This window comes from Streptomyces sp. NPDC006643 (assembly GCF_042870175.1).
Taxonomy (GTDB): Bacteria; Actinomycetota; Actinomycetes; order Streptomycetales; family Streptomycetaceae; genus Streptomyces.
Genome location: NZ_JBIAHA010000001.1, coordinates 325,942 through 342,051 on the forward strand (window position 1 = coordinate 325,942; position 16,110 = coordinate 342,051).

12 protein-coding genes are annotated in these 16,110 nt (G+C 70.5%); 8 read left to right on the forward strand and 4 right to left on the reverse strand.

The features are described from left to right. Positions 1 to 7: 7 nt before the first annotated feature. Together ACFYNU_RS01295 and ACFYNU_RS01300 are read right to left on the reverse strand one after the other, a co-directional pair. Positions 8 to 673, reverse strand: a complete 666-nt coding sequence (locus ACFYNU_RS01295; protein ID WP_356589737.1) for a class I SAM-dependent methyltransferase — start codon at positions 671 to 673, stop codon at positions 8 to 10. Positions 674 to 1,006: 333 nt separating this feature from the next. Next, entirely contained in the window at positions 1,007 to 2,434 is a 1,428-nt protein-coding gene (locus ACFYNU_RS01300; protein ID WP_356589735.1) for a S28 family serine protease, read from the reverse strand. Positions 2,435 to 4,498: 2,064 nt separating this feature from the next. On the opposite strand from ACFYNU_RS01300, the gene lxmK reads away from it, so the two are divergent. The 7 genes from lxmK (at position 4,499) to ACFYNU_RS01335 (ending at position 12,697) form a co-directional block, all read left to right on the forward strand. Continuing rightward, a complete protein-coding gene (gene lxmK / locus ACFYNU_RS01305; RefSeq protein WP_356589733.1) occupies positions 4,499 to 5,557 on the forward strand; it encodes a class V lanthionine synthetase subunit LxmK in 1,059 nt (352 codons plus the stop codon). Next, the gene (locus ACFYNU_RS01310; protein ID WP_356589731.1) at positions 5,554 to 6,750 is read left to right on the forward strand and encodes a T3SS effector HopA1 family protein; all 1,197 of its coding nucleotides are present in this window, start codon (positions 5,554 to 5,556) and stop codon (positions 6,748 to 6,750) included. The genes lxmK and ACFYNU_RS01310 overlap by 4 nt, the downstream gene beginning before the upstream one ends. Before the next feature lie 66 nt (positions 6,751 to 6,816). Beyond that, positions 6,817 to 8,733, forward strand: coding sequence for an ABC transporter ATP-binding protein (locus tag ACFYNU_RS01315; protein ID WP_356589729.1), 1,917 nt, complete (start codon positions 6,817 to 6,819; stop codon positions 8,731 to 8,733). Further along, positions 8,730 to 9,485 carry a flavoprotein gene (locus ACFYNU_RS01320; protein ID WP_356589727.1) on the forward strand — a complete coding sequence of 252 codons (756 nt, stop codon included), beginning with the start codon at positions 8,730 to 8,732 and terminating at the stop codon, positions 9,483 to 9,485. The genes ACFYNU_RS01315 and ACFYNU_RS01320 overlap by 4 nt, the downstream gene beginning before the upstream one ends. Continuing rightward, complete coding sequence (locus ACFYNU_RS01325) at positions 9,482 to 10,285, forward strand: methyltransferase domain-containing protein (RefSeq protein ID WP_356589725.1); 804 nt, start codon at positions 9,482 to 9,484, stop codon at positions 10,283 to 10,285. Before ACFYNU_RS01320 ends, ACFYNU_RS01325 begins: the two co-directional genes overlap by 4 nt. 91 nt (positions 10,286 to 10,376) lie before the next feature. Further along, complete coding sequence (locus tag ACFYNU_RS01330) at positions 10,377 to 11,462, forward strand: ATP-binding cassette domain-containing protein (RefSeq protein ID WP_356589723.1); 1,086 nt, start codon at positions 10,377 to 10,379, stop codon at positions 11,460 to 11,462. Beyond that, positions 11,459 to 12,697 carry an ABC transporter permease gene (locus ACFYNU_RS01335; protein WP_356589721.1) on the forward strand — a complete coding sequence of 413 codons (1,239 nt, stop codon included), beginning with the start codon at positions 11,459 to 11,461 and terminating at the stop codon, positions 12,695 to 12,697. The genes ACFYNU_RS01330 and ACFYNU_RS01335 overlap by 4 nt, the downstream gene beginning before the upstream one ends. Before the next feature lie 327 nt (positions 12,698 to 13,024). On the opposite strand, the gene ACFYNU_RS01340 is transcribed toward ACFYNU_RS01335, so the two are convergent. Together ACFYNU_RS01340 and ACFYNU_RS01345 are read right to left on the reverse strand one after the other, a co-directional pair. Beyond that, on the reverse strand, positions 13,025 to 14,329 hold the full coding sequence (locus ACFYNU_RS01340) for a pitrilysin family protein (protein ID WP_356589719.1): 1,305 nt from the start codon (positions 14,327 to 14,329) through the stop codon (positions 13,025 to 13,027). Then, positions 14,326 to 15,684, reverse strand: coding sequence for a pitrilysin family protein (locus tag ACFYNU_RS01345; protein ID WP_356589716.1), 1,359 nt, complete (start codon positions 15,682 to 15,684; stop codon positions 14,326 to 14,328). The genes ACFYNU_RS01340 and ACFYNU_RS01345 overlap by 4 nt, the downstream gene beginning before the upstream one ends. 197 nt (positions 15,685 to 15,881) lie before the next feature. On the opposite strand from ACFYNU_RS01345, the gene ACFYNU_RS01350 reads away from it, so the two are divergent. Continuing rightward, a complete protein-coding gene (locus ACFYNU_RS01350) occupies positions 15,882 to 16,064 on the forward strand; it encodes an LxmA leader domain family RiPP (protein ID WP_023541579.1) in 183 nt (60 codons plus the stop codon). The last annotated feature ends 46 nt before the right edge of the window (positions 16,065 to 16,110 follow it).

Here is a 16,110-nt window from a genome sequence, read left to right on the forward strand (position 1 = left end):
TTCCGGGCTACGCCTGGGGCCGCGGGGGCTTCCGGGCGAGGATCTGGGCGTGCGGGGTCGGCTCGTCGTCGTAGGGCTCGCGCAGGAGTTGGGCGCCCGGCTGGAATCCGGCCTGCTTCAGCAGGTCGGCGATCCGGTCGGGAGACAGCCTGCGGAAGTCGAGGCGGACGCGGTGGCCGAAGGCCTCGTCGTAGTGCCGGGGCTCGTCGCCGACCTGGAAGGCGAGCAGCAGTCGGCCGCCGGGCGCGAGGACCCGGTGAAACTGCGCGAAGACGTGGGGCAGTTGTTCCGGGGCGATGTGGATGATCGAGTACCAGGCGACGAGGCCGGCGAGGGCGCCGTCCGGCAGGTCCAGGTCGGTCATGGACCCTTCCTCGAACCGCAGCTCCGGATAGGTCCGGCGGGCCATCGCGACCATCACGGGTGACAGGTCGATGCCGGAGATGTCGAGGCCGAGCGTGCGCAGATGGGCGGTCATCTGGCCGGGACCGCTGCCGACCTCGACGACCGGACCGCCGCCGTCCGCCCGAACGTATTCGGCGAAGGTGCCGAGCATCGCGCGCCCCAGCGGGTCGGCCTCCGGCTGCGACTTGCTGAGCTCGGCGTAGTCGTTGGCGATGGCGTCGTAGCCGGCTCGGGTGTCCCGGATGAAGTCGGGTTCGGGTGCGGTCATGGGCGAGGAGATTAGCTCCCGCCTCACGACTACGAACAAGGGGGGTGGGGAGGGGGGGTGGGGCCCCCGGAGTGTTGCCGGGAACCTCACGCCTCGCCCATTCGTCCTACTTCATGTGCTCCCGTCGACTTTCCGCAGCGCGGTGTCGGCCCTCGTGCTCACTGGCTACGATCGCTGACTCCCCTCTCCAGGCCGTCTGCGGCCGGGCAGCACACCGCCACCGGTGCGCCCCCCTTTTTGCGCCGGTGGCGGTCCCGTGCTCACGGCCTCCCGGGCTCGTGGGTCCACGGATCGTGGACCCACGAGCCCGGGAGGCTTGCGGGAGTTCGCGGACTACTGACGGAGCGTCGGCATCCGTTCCAGGTCCCGCTTGTCGAGCTTCGAGTCGTACGCGGCCAGCGGCTTCGCCTTCGCGGCGTCCTGCTGCACGGCCGCCGGTGCGACGCCCGCCCAGTCGAGGATCCTGGCCGTGGCCTTCGCGTTCTCCTCGGGCACCAGACCGGCGACGTTGGCGCCGTGGTTGGCGCCCGGCGCGGTGAACACATGGGTGTCCTTGGTGCCGCGGCCGGGACGGAAGCGTTCGGCGCCCCACGGGTCGTTCTCGCCGTAGACGAACATCATGCGGTTCGCGTGGTGGCGGACCCACTTGTCGACGGACGGCATCTCCCACGGCCGGAACTTCATGGGGATGTCCCGGGGGACGAAGTTCCGCGGCGGCTGGTAGCCGTAGCGGCTCAGGTTGCCGAGGTGGGGCAACTTGACAGTGGGCGCGCCGAGTTCGGTGCCCGCCTGGTAGTAGTACGGGGTGTACCCGGCGAGGCCCTGGTCGGTGTAGAAGGAGAAGCCGGAGATCGCGTCGATGATGTTGTAGATCTCCTCGTCCGACGCGGTGGCCGGCGGGATGTCCGCGCAGTCGGCTTCCAGGCTGTACTGCCAGAAGGCCCAGACGAAGTCGAGCACCACGGCCTCGTACGCCTTGTCGAGGGTGCCGACGGTGGTGAAGGTGGCGCCTTCGGCCTTGGCCCACGTCTCGTACATCTTCTCCAGCGGCTCACGCCTGACGAGCGCCTCGCGCTGTACGGCGTTGAGCTTGGCGCGGCACTCCTCGGTGCCGACCTGCTCGAAGAAGCGGTCGTAGGCGGAGTCCTCGTTGTTCACCACGTCGTTGGGCGCGACGTAGGCGACGACGCCGTCCATGTCCCGCGGGTGGAAGCGCTCGTAGTACGTGGCGGTCATGCCGCCCTTGGAGCCGCCGGTGGCGAGCCACTTCTTCGGGTAGATCTTCTTCAGCGCGCCGAAGATCCGGTGCTGGTCGGCCGCGGCCTGCTCGTAGTCGAGCTTGGACCAGTCGGCCGGCTCGGGCCGGGACGGGGTGAAGAAGCGGTATTCGAGCGAGACCTGGTTGCCGTCGATGATCCGTGTGGGCTCACTGCGGCCGGGGTTGGTGGACACGCCGTAGCCGCTCGTGAAGAACACGGTGGGGCGGCTGGTGTCCTTGTGCAGCAGCGTGAGGCGCTGCTTGAAGGTGCCCTTCGACGGTCGTTTGTGGTCGACCGGCTGGGTGTAGTTGAGGACGAAGTATCGGTAACCGGGGTACGGCTTCTCCTCGATCAGGCTCATCCCCGGGATGGCGAGGATCTGGTCCTTGATGTCGGGGGCCGCGGATCCCGCGTTCCCGTCGGCGGCGGTTGCCGCACCGGCCGCGCCCAGCGTGCCGACGAGCAGCACGAGCGACAGCAGCCATCTCAGCGCCTTGCGCATTCACACTCCCTGTGTTCATGACAGACGCCCGCGAACCTAGCCGGGGAGGTACCGCTGCCGCCAGCCCCTACGGGCCGCTCGTACTCCGGATGGCGCTTCCCGTGCGCCGCGTACCCGCCCCCCGCGGAGGGGAAACGGTGGGCGTGGTGGAGGTGTGGGCGTGGCATGAAGGGGGCGCGGAGAACGGCCGGTGACGGGGCGGCGACAGGGCGACGAAGGGGCGGAGAGGGTGCGGAGAGGACGTGAACGAGGCCCGGTGGTGAAAGCGGAACCGGTTGCCCGCTCTTCGGGGCGTAATTGCGGGCGACCTGCCGGAGTGACCCGACCGCCTCCACCGACGCTTAACACGGCCGACACAACAAGGGCATGGCCTTTCCCCGGTGTAACCGGCGCGGCGCCTTGATCTGCCCGGAATACCGCCTTCCCGCAGGCGTCTCGGGCACCTTCCTTCCGGCCATTCGGCTGTTTATCAACCAGGCTCACGACGGCCTGAATTGGTCGCCCCGGGATCGCTTCCTCCGTCGCGGGAACCGGCCTCCGAGCGGCGCGGACGACCCGCGCGACTGCTCTCGGCAGGGCTCGTCGCGCGTGTGCGACGTGTCCGGCGGACACCCTGCCGAGGTATCCAGTCATGACGTTCCGGACATGGCCGTCTCGCGAAGACTCATGAGAACCTCAAATGGATGCTGTGATCTGCGTCACATATTCCGGGCGTGTCGCACCACCCCCCGAGGGCCCGCGAAAGGGCGGAAACCCGAAGCTGAGAGACCGTGCGGGCACCCTCAGGACCGACCGGTGACGAGTCGACAGCACAGGGCGATCACATCCCGCCCTGTTCACCCCACCCACCCGACCGTTTGAACATACGAAGTGGAGGCGAGATGGAGGGGTGTCATGGCCGCGGGTGGCCGACGTCCCGCCCACCTCGGACACGGGAGGAGACAACTCCCGCGTCATGGACGGACGGATCGGACGACCACTCCGATCCGATGACTGGAACGGGGGCAGGAACTGACTGATTCATAGACCGGAAATCCGTACTTCCCGGACCGCGCTCGACCGAACCGGAGAAAGCAGCTCTTCCGGCGGCAGCACTGTGAACGAGCTTGTTGTTTCAGGCCGTCGAGCACCTCGGAATCCGGCGCCTCACCGCCGGACAACCGTGAGGTTGATACAGGTGAATCCACGAAGTGTCCTCAGAGCCCCCCACCTCGGACTGGAAAACGATCACTTGAGAATCCTTCAACTTGTCTCGCAGGGCTGCACCATGGCGCAGGTCGCACGCCGGATGGGAATGAGCGACCGCACACTGCGCCGAAAACTGCGGACCATATGCGATCGCGTCGACGTCGAAACGCCGATCGAAGCGGTCGTGTGGGCCGTACGGAGAAGAATCGTCTGAGTCCCACCCGAGCCGCCCGTTCCAGGCCGTCGAATCCAGTTGGTTCCGTAACCCGGGATCGGCCGGTGTAAACGGCCAGGAGACAACGGAATTCCGGTTCGGACGCGGAGAGTTCCACGAGCGGCGGTGTCGCGTGACGGTTAGCGGAGGAATCGTCACCGGCCGCCGTTCGTCGGGCTGAACCGCTTCGCCGGAAACCGCTCCACCTGAACCGCACCGTCCGAGCACCGCCCGAGCACCGCCCGAACGGCACCGCCCGAACGACACCGTCCGGCCCGCTTCCACGCGGGTCGGTTTTCCCTGCTGACCCGCATGGAAGCGCTTCTCCCCCGAGGACGCGGCGGGCACGCGGTGGGCGTACGGCGGGCATGCGCCGGCCTTGCGTCGGCACACGCGTCGGCACCCGCGTCGGTCGTACCGACGGGCCCCGGGGGGCGGCCGAGCGCCCGCCCGTGACGGGCCGGGACGGCGGTCCCGCGGGCCGCCCACAGCGCGCCGTGGCGCCTCGCCGCGCCCCCACCGCGCCCCGCCCGGACGGAGGGTGGCCGATGGCGGTCAATTCGTTGTCCGCCGACGGCTTCCCGCGATAGAAAACGGCTGTGGCAGGCGAAAAGATTCAATACCCGCAGGGCCGGTCTTCCGCGTCGGCTGTCGACAGTCCCGTGGACGCATCGGTCGAACAGCTACTCGTCCAGCTCGACTTGGGTTCACTCGACGCCTCGGAGGTCTTCTCCTATCCGGGCCGCAACGACAACTGGTCCGGCGTGACCGACACCGGCAACGCCGTATTCGTGAAGCGCCTCAAGGGAAATCCCAAGGAATCCCTGAAGCGCTACCGGCGCCTGATGTCATTCGAGCGCCTGATGAATCGCGGCCAATCCCCCTTCCCCCGCCCGGAATTCCTGGGCGGCGACGAGGAACAGCGTCTGCTGGTCTTCGGGATGCTCGACGACATCAGGTCGGGCAGCGAGCTGGCGGCGGAGGAAGAGTTCACCGAGGCGACATCCGCCGAGGCCGGCCGGACGCTGGCCGCCCTGCACCGACTGCCCTTCCTGCCCGAGGACTTCCCCGAGCCGGACCCGCACCCGTACCCGCCCGTCGAGGACCTGCGCTCGCTGCCGCTGGAGCACTACGTCACCGCCACCGGCGCGTTCATCCAGGGCTGGGGACTGTTGCAGCGCGACGCCGCGCTGCTCGACGGTCTCGAACGGCTCCGGGCGACCGAGTCCGACGCCGCGCTCGTGCCGATCCACGGGGATCTGAGGCTCGATCAGTTCCTGGTCACCGATTCGGCGTTGTACGTGAACGACTGGGAGGAGTTCCGGCTCGGCGATCCGGCGCGTGACGTGGGCGCGTACGTGGGCGAGTGGCTGCACCGCGCGGTGCTGCGGATCCCCTCCCAGGAGGCGGACGACGCCTTCTCGGCGACGCTCACCCACGAGGAGGTCGTGGCGCGCGGCAGCGAGGAGCTGAACCGTGTGCTGCCGCTGATCGCCGCGTTCCACCGGGGTTACCGCGAGGGCGGGGGCCCCGACGACGACGGGCTCGTCGTGCGGGCCACGTCGTACGCCGGCTGGCATCTGATCGACCGGCTGATCGCCTCGACCAGGGAGAGCGGCCGGCTGTCGGCCATCGTCCGGGCGGCGGCGGGGATCGGCAGGACAGCGCTACTTGATCCGCGGAGCTTCGTCTCCACGGTGGGACTCGGGGAGGCCGCATGAGCACGGTCGCAGGCACGGTCACGGACGGGACCACGGACGGGGCCTCGGACTTGGCCCCGGACACCGCCCGCGCCGAACCTGGCGAACCGGCGACGCCGCTTCTCTCCGCCGGTCTGCGCGACGCGCTGGACACGGTCCGGATCGCGCCCGACGGCAGGACCGCCTGGGTCGGCGACGACGAGATCACGGCCGAGTCCCCGCCGGCGATGCGCTTCACGCTCGCCCGCACCCTGTACGAGGTGCTGCACACCGGACGTGGCATACGCGACCGCAAGGCCCCCAAGACGCTGCGCGCGCCGGAGTACGAGGCGCGGATCGCCGAGGCGACCCCGCACCCGACGACCCTCGCGCCCGCCGTTCTCACCGGGCGGCGGACAGCCGCCGGACGCCGCGTGGTGGAGATCGACGGTCTGCGGCTGGGCGTGCCCGACTCGGTGTCGCTGGCGGAGACCGGCCGTACGGTCGGCGATCCGGCGCGCCCCGTGGTCCTGATGACCCTCCCGGCCGCCCGCCCGCTGATCTCGCCGGGCTTCTTCCTGGTGGACAGCGGCAAGGGCCGCACCGGCGGTGGTGATCTGCTGCGCATGTATCTGCGGGTGGCCGACGCCGAGCAGGGGCCGGCCCTGTGGAACGCCGTGCTGAGCACGCTGGAGAGCCGGTCGGCGATCTACCGGGCGAAGATCATCTCGAACCCGGCCAGTCTGCCGCGTAACGACGGCATGGTGGTCTATCTCAGTGCCGAATCCTGGGGTGTGGTCGACGCGTTGACCGAGAGCGCCGTGGCCACCGGGCTGCCGGACGGCCCGTCCCCCGCGTTCGCGCATGTCGTGGCGCCGGGTGTGACGGCCGCGTGGGAGCCGAAGGACGACCGTACCGGTATGCGCGGGCTCAGTTTCGGTGAGCACCGCGCGCATGTCGTGGCGCGCGCGTTCGTGGCCGCGGCGGAGCAGGGGCGCGAGCGCCCGTCCGTCGCCGAGCTGTCGGCGGCCTGCGCCGCGGCGAACGTGGACCCCGCCGACCCCGCCCGGAATCTGGACTCGGCGCCCTGGCCGTGGACGCCCGCGCCGGCCGGAAAGACCGAGGCCAAGCCCGAGGCCAAGACCGAACGGAAGCCCGAGCCCGAGCCCGAAGCCGCGCCCAAACCCAAGCCCGAGCCCAGCCCTCAGACCGAGGCAGAGGCCGCCGCCCCCTGACCACGTCGGCCGTGCGACGACCGAAAGTGACCGGATGCAACCGCAAGCTTGAGGAGAACCACCACCATGGCCAAGGCAGAACCACGTCCGGCCGGCACCGACGAACTGCGTGTCTTCGCCCAGCTCCTGGAGGGCCGCAAGACCGCCGTCGCCGGTGCGGTGGTGATGAGCATGCTCTCCGCCGTCGCCACGCTCCTGCTCCCTCTCCAGGTCCGCGATCTGGTGATCGCCCTCGGCCAGGACGAGCGGCCGATCCGCCCGATGCTCCTGATGGCCGGTCTCGCGCTCGGCGCGGGTCTCACGTCGGCGATCGGCTCGTTCCTGCTCGCCCGCGCCGGTGAGGCCCTGGTCTCCGAGGCGCGGTTCCGGATCGCCGCGCACATCCTGACCCTGCCGCTGCGCCGGGTACGGCGCGAGGGGGCCGGCAATCTGGTCGCCCGCGCCAGCTCCGACAGTTCGCAGCTGCGCTCGGTGGTGGACGTCGGTGTGGCGCAGATCCCGTCGTCGCTGTTCCTGGCGGTCGGCACGCTGATCGCGATGGGGGTGCTGGACTGGGTGCTGCTGCTGGTGGTCCTGGCGACGTTCACCATCGCCGGCCTGGGCATCTTCGCGTGCGTACGGGCGATCCGCAGCGGGGTGGAGCGGCAGCAGAACGCCATCGGTTCGATGTCCCAGCAGATGACGGCCGCGGTGCTGTCGCTGCCGACGGTCAAGGCGTTCCTGGCGGAGCGCCAGGTGGCGTCGTCGCTCGGGCACAGTGTCGACGACGCGCGCAAGGCCGCCGTGTCGGTGGCGAAGGTCAGCGCGCTGGTCGGTCCCACGATGCAGTTCGGCCAGCAGCTGTCGATCGTGGCGGTGATGGTCGTCAGCGGGGCGCGGCTGACGTCGGGGGATCTGAACATCGGCGAGTTCGCCGCGTTCATCGTCTATCTGCTCCAACTGGTGTCGCCGCTGACCTTGTTGGTGTCGGGTTTCGCCCGGATGCAGGCGGGTCTGGCGGCGCGTGGCCGGCTGAACAGCGTGCTGACGATCCCGTCGGAGGACTCCGGCGCCGCCGCCGCGGTCGTGCCGTCCGCGACCGCGCCGGCCGTGGAGTTCGACCAGGTCACCTACGTGGACGGCGACCGCACCATCATCCACGCGGCGTCCTTCGCGGCGCCGGCGCGCGGGCTGACGGCCATCGTCGGTCCCTCGGGTGCCGGGAAGACGACGCTGCTCGGTCTGACGGAGCGTTTCCTGCTGCCGGACTCGGGCCGGATCTCGCTGTGCGGCTCGCCGGTCGAGCAGTGGCCGCTGCGGCAGCTGCGCGGTGAGATCAGTTACGTCGACCAGAGCTTCACCCTGGTCGAGGGCACGGTGCGGCAGAATCTCCAGCTCGGCCGGGACGGCGACGTACCGGAGGCGGAGCTGTGGCGGGCACTGGAGACGCTCGGGCTGCGCGGTGCCGTGGAGGCGCTGCCGGACGGTCTGGACACCGAACTGGGGCGCGCCGAGGACCTGTCGGGTGGCCAGCGTCAGCGGCTGGCGGCGGCCCGTGTACTGCTGCGTGACACGCGCATCGTCCTGTTCGACGAGCCGACGTCCCAGCTCGACAGCGAGAACGAGGAGCGGCTGCGGGCGTTGATGCGTGAACTCGCCGCCGAACGTGCGGTGATCGCCGTCGCGCACCGTATCTCGACCGTCCAGGACGCCGATCTGATCGTGGTGGTGGACGAGGGCAAGATCGTCGACCGGGGTACGCACGAGGAGTTGCTGACGCGCTCCGCGCTCTACCAGGAGCTGGTGCACGGCCAGACGCTGCGCGGCGGCCGGGGACAGGACGGCGAACGGGGACAGGACGGCGGCCGGGGGCAGGGCGGCGCGACCGCCGTCACGCCGGCGCCCACGGCTCCTCCCATGGACCCGGCGCTCGCGCCGGAGCCCGCGCCCGCTTCCGAACCCGCGCCCGTGGCGGGTTCGGAAGCGGGGGCGGCGGCCCGGTGACCGCCGGCGCCGCAGTGCCCGGACCGGTCGGTATCGAACGACTGTTGGTCGTCGGTACGGGGTCGGTGACCGCCGCCCATCTGCCGTTCTGGGCGAGCTGGCTGAAGATGGGGCAGCCCGGGGTGGAGGTGCGTTACGTCCTTACGGGGGCGGCCACCCGGTTCGTCACGCGCGAGGCGCTGGTGGCCATCGGCGGCTGCGACGTCCTTGAGGACCGCTGGCCGCAGGAGCCCGAGCCGCGCGCCCGCCATGTGGATCTGGCGCAGTGGCCGGACGCGGTGGTGGTGCTGCCCGCGACGCTGAACTATCTGGCCCGGCTGGCGCTTGGGCTCGGTGACTCGCCGTCGATGCTCGCGCTCCAGTGCACGCAGGCCGCGATCGCGCTGGCGCCCGCGCTGCCGCCCGGTGGTGTGCGGAGCGCGGCGTACGAGGAGCACTCCGCGAAGCTCGCCGGCCGCCACAACGTGGTCGTCGTCCCGCCCCATCCCGGCCGCAGTACGACCAGTGGCCTGCGCGAGGCGTGGGCGCCCGCGTCGTTCCCCGACGTGCTCGCCGCGGCTGACACGTTGCGGGCGGAGTTGGCGACGGCGCGCGAGGAGCCGCACCAGAACCGGCAGGGGAACCAGCACGAGCAGCCGCAGGGGAACCAGCAGGGGAGCGGGCCGGGGAAGCCGCAGCAGGAAGAGCAGCGGCAGGAAGAGCAGCGGCAGGAAGAGCAGCAGGAGCAGGAAAGGCAGAGGGAGAGAGCATGACCACCGAAGCACCGCAGCAGACCGAGGACCGTACGAACGGCTCCAAGCCCTCCGGGGGAGCAGCCGGCAGCAGCGCGTACGGCGAGGCGCTCGCCGATGTCTACGACTCGCTCTACCCCACCTCCGGCCCGGCCATCGACTCCATGATCACGTTCCTGGAGGAGCTGCGCCCGGCACCGGCCTCGCTGCTCGAACTGGGCGTGGGTACGGGCCGGTTGGCCGTCCCGCTGGCCAAGCACGGCTACCGGGTGCACGGCGTGGACGCCTCCCCCGCGATGCTGGCGAAGCTCCACGAGAACGACCCCACGGGCACCATCACCAGCGCCGTCGCCGACTTCAGCGAGCTGAAGGTGGCGGAGCGGTACGACATCGTCCTCACCGCCCTGAACACGTTCTTCATGCTGCCCACGCAGGAGTTGCAGATCAGCTGTCTGCGCGGGATCCACGACGCGCTCGCCGACGGCGGGGTCGCGGTCTTCGAGACGTACAACCCGCAGAACTACCACCGTCTCTCCGAGGCGACGACGCAGATCGGTCATCTGGCGGCCGACGCGCTGCTGTTGGACACGATCCAGGTCAACCGCCAGCTCCAGTCGGCGCTGGTCGTGCACACGATCCTGGGCCCCGGCGGGCTGCGGAAGGTGCCCGAGGTCAGCCGGTACGCGTGGCCCGCCGAGTTCGACGTGATGGCCAGGCTCACCGGACTGCGTGTCACCGGCCGCTGGTCCGGCTGGGACCGGAGCCCGCTGTCGGAGCTGACGGAGAAGCACATTGTCGTGGTGGAGCGTCAAGACGCATGACAACCTTGACGAAGTGATGTGTTAACGCAATACTCCAACGAGTTAACACATCACTGTTCTTCACTGTTCTCACCATCGGAAGGTGCGGCACATGGCTGCGGCAGCGCTGGAGGTCGACCGCGTACGGAAGAGCTACGGCAAGCGCCGGGCCGTCGACGACATGACGTTCGACATCCGCGCCGGTGAGCTGTTCGGCTTCGTGGGAAGCAACGGGGCGGGCAAGACCACCACGATGCGGATCATCCTCGGAGTCCTGACACCCGACGCCGGGGAGGTCCGCTGGCTGGGCCGCCCCGTCGACTTCGCGGCCCGCAGGCAGTTCGGCTACATGCCCGAGGAACGCGGACTGTATCCACGGATGAAGGTCGCCGAACACCTGCGGTATCTGGGCGAGTTGCACGGCATGTCACGCGCCGCCGCGCGTGCCGCCGCCGACCGGTGGATCGAGCGGCTGGAGGTCTCGTCGTACGCCTCCGAGGAGGTCCAGAACCTCAGCCTCGGCAACCAGCAGCGCGTCCAGCTCGCCGCGGCCCTGGTGCACGAGCCGAAGGCACTGGTGCTGGACGAACCGTTCTCCGGGCTCGACCCGGTGGCCGTGGACGTGATGCGCGACGTGCTCGCGGAGAGGGCCGCCGCCGGCGTGCCCGTCATCTTCTCCAGCCATCAACTGGCCCTCGTCGAACGGGTCTGCCACCGCGTCGGCATCGTCGGCGGCGGACGGCTCATCGCCTGCGGCACGGTCCAGGAGCTGAGCGAGAGCGCCGAGCGCCGGCTGCTGGTCGACGCGCCCGGGGCGCCCGAGACGGGCGTGCACTGGGCGGCGGGGCTGGCCGGCGTGGAGGTCGTGAGCCGCGAGGGCACCCGGACCCGGCTCCGGCTGACGAAGGGCGCGGACGACCAGCAGGTGCTGCACGCGGCGCTCGCGACGGGCCCGGTCGCCACCTTCGTGTCCGAACGGCCGCCGCTGACCGAGCTGTACCGCGATCTGGTGACCAGAGACGAGGCCGAGGCGGAGGCGGAGGCGAAGGCAGAGCCGGAAGGCGCGGCTGCGACCGCGACCACGGCGTCCGCCTCGTCCGCGACCGACGCGGAAGCGGGAGCCGGAGCGGAAGCGGCAGCCGGAACGGAAGCGGGAGCCGGAGCGGTCACGGCGGGCACCAAGGGAGGCGGGCGATGAGTACAACGGCGCGGACGGACACGGACGCACAGCCACCGGCCCCCGATCCCGGCGCGCTCTCGGCCCGCCGCGCGGTCGGCCTCGTCGCCGGGCGCGAGATCAACAGCCGGATGCGGACGAAGTCCTTCGTACTGAGCACGCTGGGCCTGGTGCTCGCACTCGGCGTCTACACCCTGATCATCCTCTTCTCCAAGGAAGGGCCGACCAAGGTCGGTCTCGACCGGGACGCCGCCGCGCTGCGCCCGATGCTCACCGCCGTCGCCGAGCGGGCGACGGACCTCGACTTCGAGTTCGTGACCGTCGACGGTGACCGCACCGAGGAACTGCTGCGCGACGGGGACGTCTCCGCCGTGATCGGCGGCGGCACGGCCAACCCCACGATGACCGTGGAGCGCGAGACGGACGAGGACCTCCTCGCCGTCGTGAACGCCGCCGTGGCCGAGGTGCGCACGACACAGGAGCTGGAACGCGAGGGCGTGGACCCCGTGGACTTCGCGCAGCGTGTGGCGTCGTCGGCCACGGAGACCAAGGCGCTGGAGCCGTCGGGGAACAGCGCGGCCGAACAGTTCGCGCTGATTCTCTCCTCCACCGGACTGCTGTACTTCTTCTTCATCGTCTACGGAATCATGCTGGCGCAGGGCGTCGTGGAGGAGAAGACCAGCCGCGTCGTGGAGCTGCTGCTCTCCAGCATCCGGCCCTGGCAGCTCCTCGCGGGCAAGCTGATCGGTGTGGCCGTGGTGGGCGTGACCCAGCTCGTCCTGCTCGGCGGGGCGGCGGTCGTACTCGCCGAGGGCACCGGAGCGATCTCGCTGCCGACGGCGGTGGCGGGCACGCTGGTGACGATGGGCGTCTGGTTCCTGCTCGGCTTCTTCCTCTTCGCGGCGATGCTGGCCGCCGCCGCGGCGCGGGTCTCGCGCCAGGAGGACCTCCAGGCGGTGGTGCAGCCGGTGATGGTGCTGATCACCACACCGTTCGTGCTGGGCATATCCCTGCTGAGCAAGAACGCCCACGACCCGGTGATCGAGTGGCTGTCGCTCCTGCCGCCGCTCAGCCCGATCCTGATGCCGGCGCGCATGCTGCTGGGTATCGCGCCCGCGTGGCAGGTGGCGGTGTCGCTGGTGCTGGCGGTGGCCGCGCTGGCGGGGCTGACCCGTATCGCCGGGCGGATGTACGCCAACAGTGTGCTGCGCAGCGGCTCCAGAGTCCCGCTCGCCGAATCACTTCGCCTGCGCTAGGCACCCGGCCGCGCGCCCGAACCACCGAACCACCAAACCTCCTGGCCACCGCGACGAACCACCGAACCACCGAACCAGCAAGCCACCGAATCAGCCGATCCCCTTCAACCCCCCACACCCAACCCTCATCTCACTCAACGGGAGTACTCATGAGCACCGCAGTCTGGATCGCCATCGGCATCGCCCTCCTCGTCGCCGTCTTCGCCGGGATCAGCAAGAGCCGGCGCTGATCCCCGCCCGCCCCGCACAGTGACTGAGGGGCCGGTGTTCCCGGGTGGCTCCCGGGAACACCGGCCCCTCTTCGCGCGCCTGGCGAACGACCGTGTGTCAGAAGTCGAGTTCGGCCGATCCCCCGCGCCGCAGCGGCGCGACCGCCGACTCGTCGGCGAGCACCACGCCCGTGAAGTCCCCGGGCCGGAAGAACCGGCGCGCCGCCTCCGCGACCGCCTCGTACGGCACCCCGTCCAGCATCGGCCCCCACCCGTGCAGCCAGTCGGCGCCGACCCCGATGTGCAGCAGGTTCGACAGGCCGGAGGCGAGGGACGCCGGGGAGGACATCGCCGTGGTGAGGGAGCCGATCGCGTAGCTCCTGGCCGCGTCGACCTCTTCCTCCGACGGAGGCTCGGTCGCCATCCGCGCCAATTCGTCGCGGATCACCCCGAGGGCGGCGGCCGTGTGTTCGGCGGCGGTGTCGGCCTCGACCATGAGCGTGCCGGCGCCCGGTACGGACTCCATGCCGGAACCGAGCTGGTACGCGTATCCCTTCTCCTCGCGCAGATGCGCGACCAGCCGCGAAGCGAACGACCCGCCGAAGACCAACTGGGCCAGATGCAGGGCCGGATAGCCCGGATCCGTACGCGGCAGCGCCGGGGTCGCCAGCCGGATCATGCTCTGTACGGCGCCCGGCCGGTCCACCCACAGCGGAGGTCCGCCGACGAACGGCGCCGGTGGCCGGGGTATGTCGTCGGCCGCCCCGGCGCGCCACGCCCCGAACGCGTCGGTGACCGCCGCGAGCGCGTCCTCGGGTCGCAGATCGCCGACCAGGACGAGTACTGCGCCGGCCGCGCCGAGATGCCGCGCGTGCAGCTCGGCCAGCTCCCCGGGTGTGCAGGCGGCGGCCAGTTGCGGCGCGGGCTCCAGACGGGCGGCGGCCTCCTCGCCGTACCGCCGGCGCAGCAGCGCCCGCTGGGCGACGGCCGCCGGCTGGTGGGAGGTGAGTTCGATACCGCGCGCCAGCCTGGTCCGTTCGGGGGCGACGACGTCCTCCGTCAGCCGGGGTTCGAGCACGGTCTCGGCCAGCAGGGCGAGTACGGCGGGCAGGGAGTCGGCGAGGGTGTGACCGGTGAGGGTGAATCTGCGGGCGTCGGCCCCGGCGCCGAGGGTCGCGCCGTGCGTGGCGAGGGCCGTGTCGAAGGCGTCGGCGTCGCGGTGTGCGGTGCCCTGGAGCAGGATTCCGGCGAGGAGTTGGCGCAGCGCGACCTCCCCCGGCCCCGTGGTGGCGTACGGGACGGTGAGGCGGATCTCGACGAGGGGGACGACGGGGGCCGAACAGAGCACCACCCGCAGCCCGTTGGGGAGGGTGGTGTCGAGGTCGGGGAGCGGCAGCCGCGTGTCGCTGTTCGGGCCTCTCATGCCAGTGCCTTCCCGTCGGCGGTGGCGGGCGTGTGGTGCGTGGGTGCCGTGTGCCGCCTGCGCGGTTGGAAACGTACGACCGCCCGGTGCGAGTCGCGCAGCCGGGCGGCGGCGCGGCTCACCTGCTCGCCGGTCACTCCGGTGCGTATCAGCTCGGGCAGCCGTTCGGTCAACTCGGCCTCGCCGAAGAGCATTTCGCGCGCGCCAAGGAGCTGGGCGCGGGTGCTGGGGTCGCCCAGTTCGCGCAGCGCCCCGGATGCCCAGCGGGCGGTGGTGGCGCGCAGCAGCCCGGCGTCGACCTCGTTCTCGGCGAGTGTCGTCAGTACGGTGTCGAGCGCGTCCGTGACCCGCCCGCCGCCCCCGTCCCCATTCCCGCTCCCGTCCCCGACCGCGCTTCCGTACACGGCGAACAGCGTCAGCAGATCGGGCCCCGCCGTGTCCAGCGGCAGCCCGAACAGGCCGCAGCCCACGGACAGGCTCGTCACCCCGGCCGGCGCCGCCGGCCCCCGGCGCAGCAGGGCGTGTCTGCCCTGCCCCAGCAGCGCCGCGAGGACGAGGTGCGCGAGGTAGTCGGCGCGTTCGGTGACGGGGTCCGGCAGCCGGTAGCCGACGGCCACGGCGGGCAGCCCGGCGTGCGGGTCGGTGACCGAGATCCGGGTCTCCGCGCGGGGTTCGGGCTCGGGCCCGTCGGGCGCGGCCACCACCGGGCGTCCCGGGAGGGGTTCGAAGTACCGGCGTACGAGGCGCTGCGCCTCGTCCGGGTCGAACGCGCCGGTCAGCGTCACCTGGGCATTTCCCGGACTGTAGTGGTCGAGGAAAAACCGCTCGCACAGCGGGATGTCAAGGGCTGCGAGATCGACGGTCTCGCCGTATCCGTCCCGCGCGTTTTCGGCGCGGCTGTGCAGGGCACGCGGCAGCACCCAGGGAAAAGCGCCGTAGGGACGATTGCGCACCATGAGACGTATCTCTTCGTCAATCACCGCGGTCTGCGTGCGCAGATTCTGCGGGGAAATACGCGGTGAACGCATTCGATCCACTTCAAGACCGAGGAGCATTTCCAACGCGGAGGCGGGAGCGGCGGCGTAATAGACCGTCAGGTCCTGTCTGGTCTTGGCGTCCGCGAGGCCGCCGGCCCGCTGTACCTGGGGCAGGTATCCACCGGGTGGGGCGCCGTGGCCGCCCTGGACCATGAGATGTTCGAAGAGATGGGCAAGGCCCGTGTGCCCACTGGGTTCGGTCCGGAAACCCACTCCGTAGTGCACGGCGACACCGATTGACGCGCCGGTCGGATTGGGTGCGAGCAGCACCCGCAGGCCGTTGTCCAATACCAGGCGGCGCAGTTGATTTCGGGTCATCCCGGCGAGCATAGACGGGGTCAACTACGGCCTCAACGGCACTCGTTGACCGAAAGCGGCCAGTGTCCGAAACCGGTCAACTCCATTGCCAGCGCGGCACCGGGAGCGGAATGGTGCTGGCACAGCCGGAGAACGTGATTCACCAATTGCCGATCCGGCCACACCGTTCATTCTCGTAATCGTCCAAGGGAGTTGCCATGAACACTCAGTCCCTGATCAGCGGCTACGCCAGCTACGCCGACGCCGACGAGCTCGTCCCCGCGGTCGACGCCCCGGGCGGCACCATCACCGTCACGGTGACCTCGTCGCAGGCGTGCATCTCCGCCGCGTCCGCCATCTCGGCCGTGTCGATCGACAACACCTTCGACCACTCCTGCTGAACCCTCGTTCATCCGAACGCTCACAACCGTTCGAATCACTCTAGGA

Bases quoted from the DNA above. Each gene is read 5' to 3' on its own strand.
- ACFYNU_RS01310 (WP_356589731.1), top strand. From the start codon at position 5,554: ATGAGCACGGTCGCAGGCACGGTCACGGACGGGACCACGGACGGGGCC.
- ACFYNU_RS01315 (WP_356589729.1), top strand. From the start codon at position 6,817: ATGGCCAAGGCAGAACCACGTCCGGCCGGCACCGACGAACTGCGTGTC.
- ACFYNU_RS01300 (WP_356589735.1), bottom strand. From the start codon at position 2,434: ATGCGCAAGGCGCTGAGATGGCTGCTGTCGCTCGTGCTGCTCGTCGGC.
- ACFYNU_RS01335 (WP_356589721.1), top strand. From the start codon at position 11,459: ATGAGTACAACGGCGCGGACGGACACGGACGCACAGCCACCGGCCCCC.
- ACFYNU_RS01295 (WP_356589737.1), bottom strand. From the start codon at position 673: ATGACCGCACCCGAACCCGACTTCATCCGGGACACCCGAGCCGGCTAC.
- ACFYNU_RS01340 (WP_356589719.1), bottom strand. From the start codon at position 14,329: ATGAGAGGCCCGAACAGCGACACGCGGCTGCCGCTCCCCGACCTCGAC.
- ACFYNU_RS01350 (WP_023541579.1), top strand. From the start codon at position 15,882: ATGAACACTCAGTCCCTGATCAGCGGCTACGCCAGCTACGCCGACGCC.
- ACFYNU_RS01325 (WP_356589725.1), top strand. From the start codon at position 9,482: ATGACCACCGAAGCACCGCAGCAGACCGAGGACCGTACGAACGGCTCC.
- ACFYNU_RS01345 (WP_356589716.1), bottom strand. From the start codon at position 15,684: ATGACCCGAAATCAACTGCGCCGCCTGGTATTGGACAACGGCCTGCGG.
- ACFYNU_RS01330 (WP_356589723.1), top strand. From the start codon at position 10,377: ATGGCTGCGGCAGCGCTGGAGGTCGACCGCGTACGGAAGAGCTACGGC.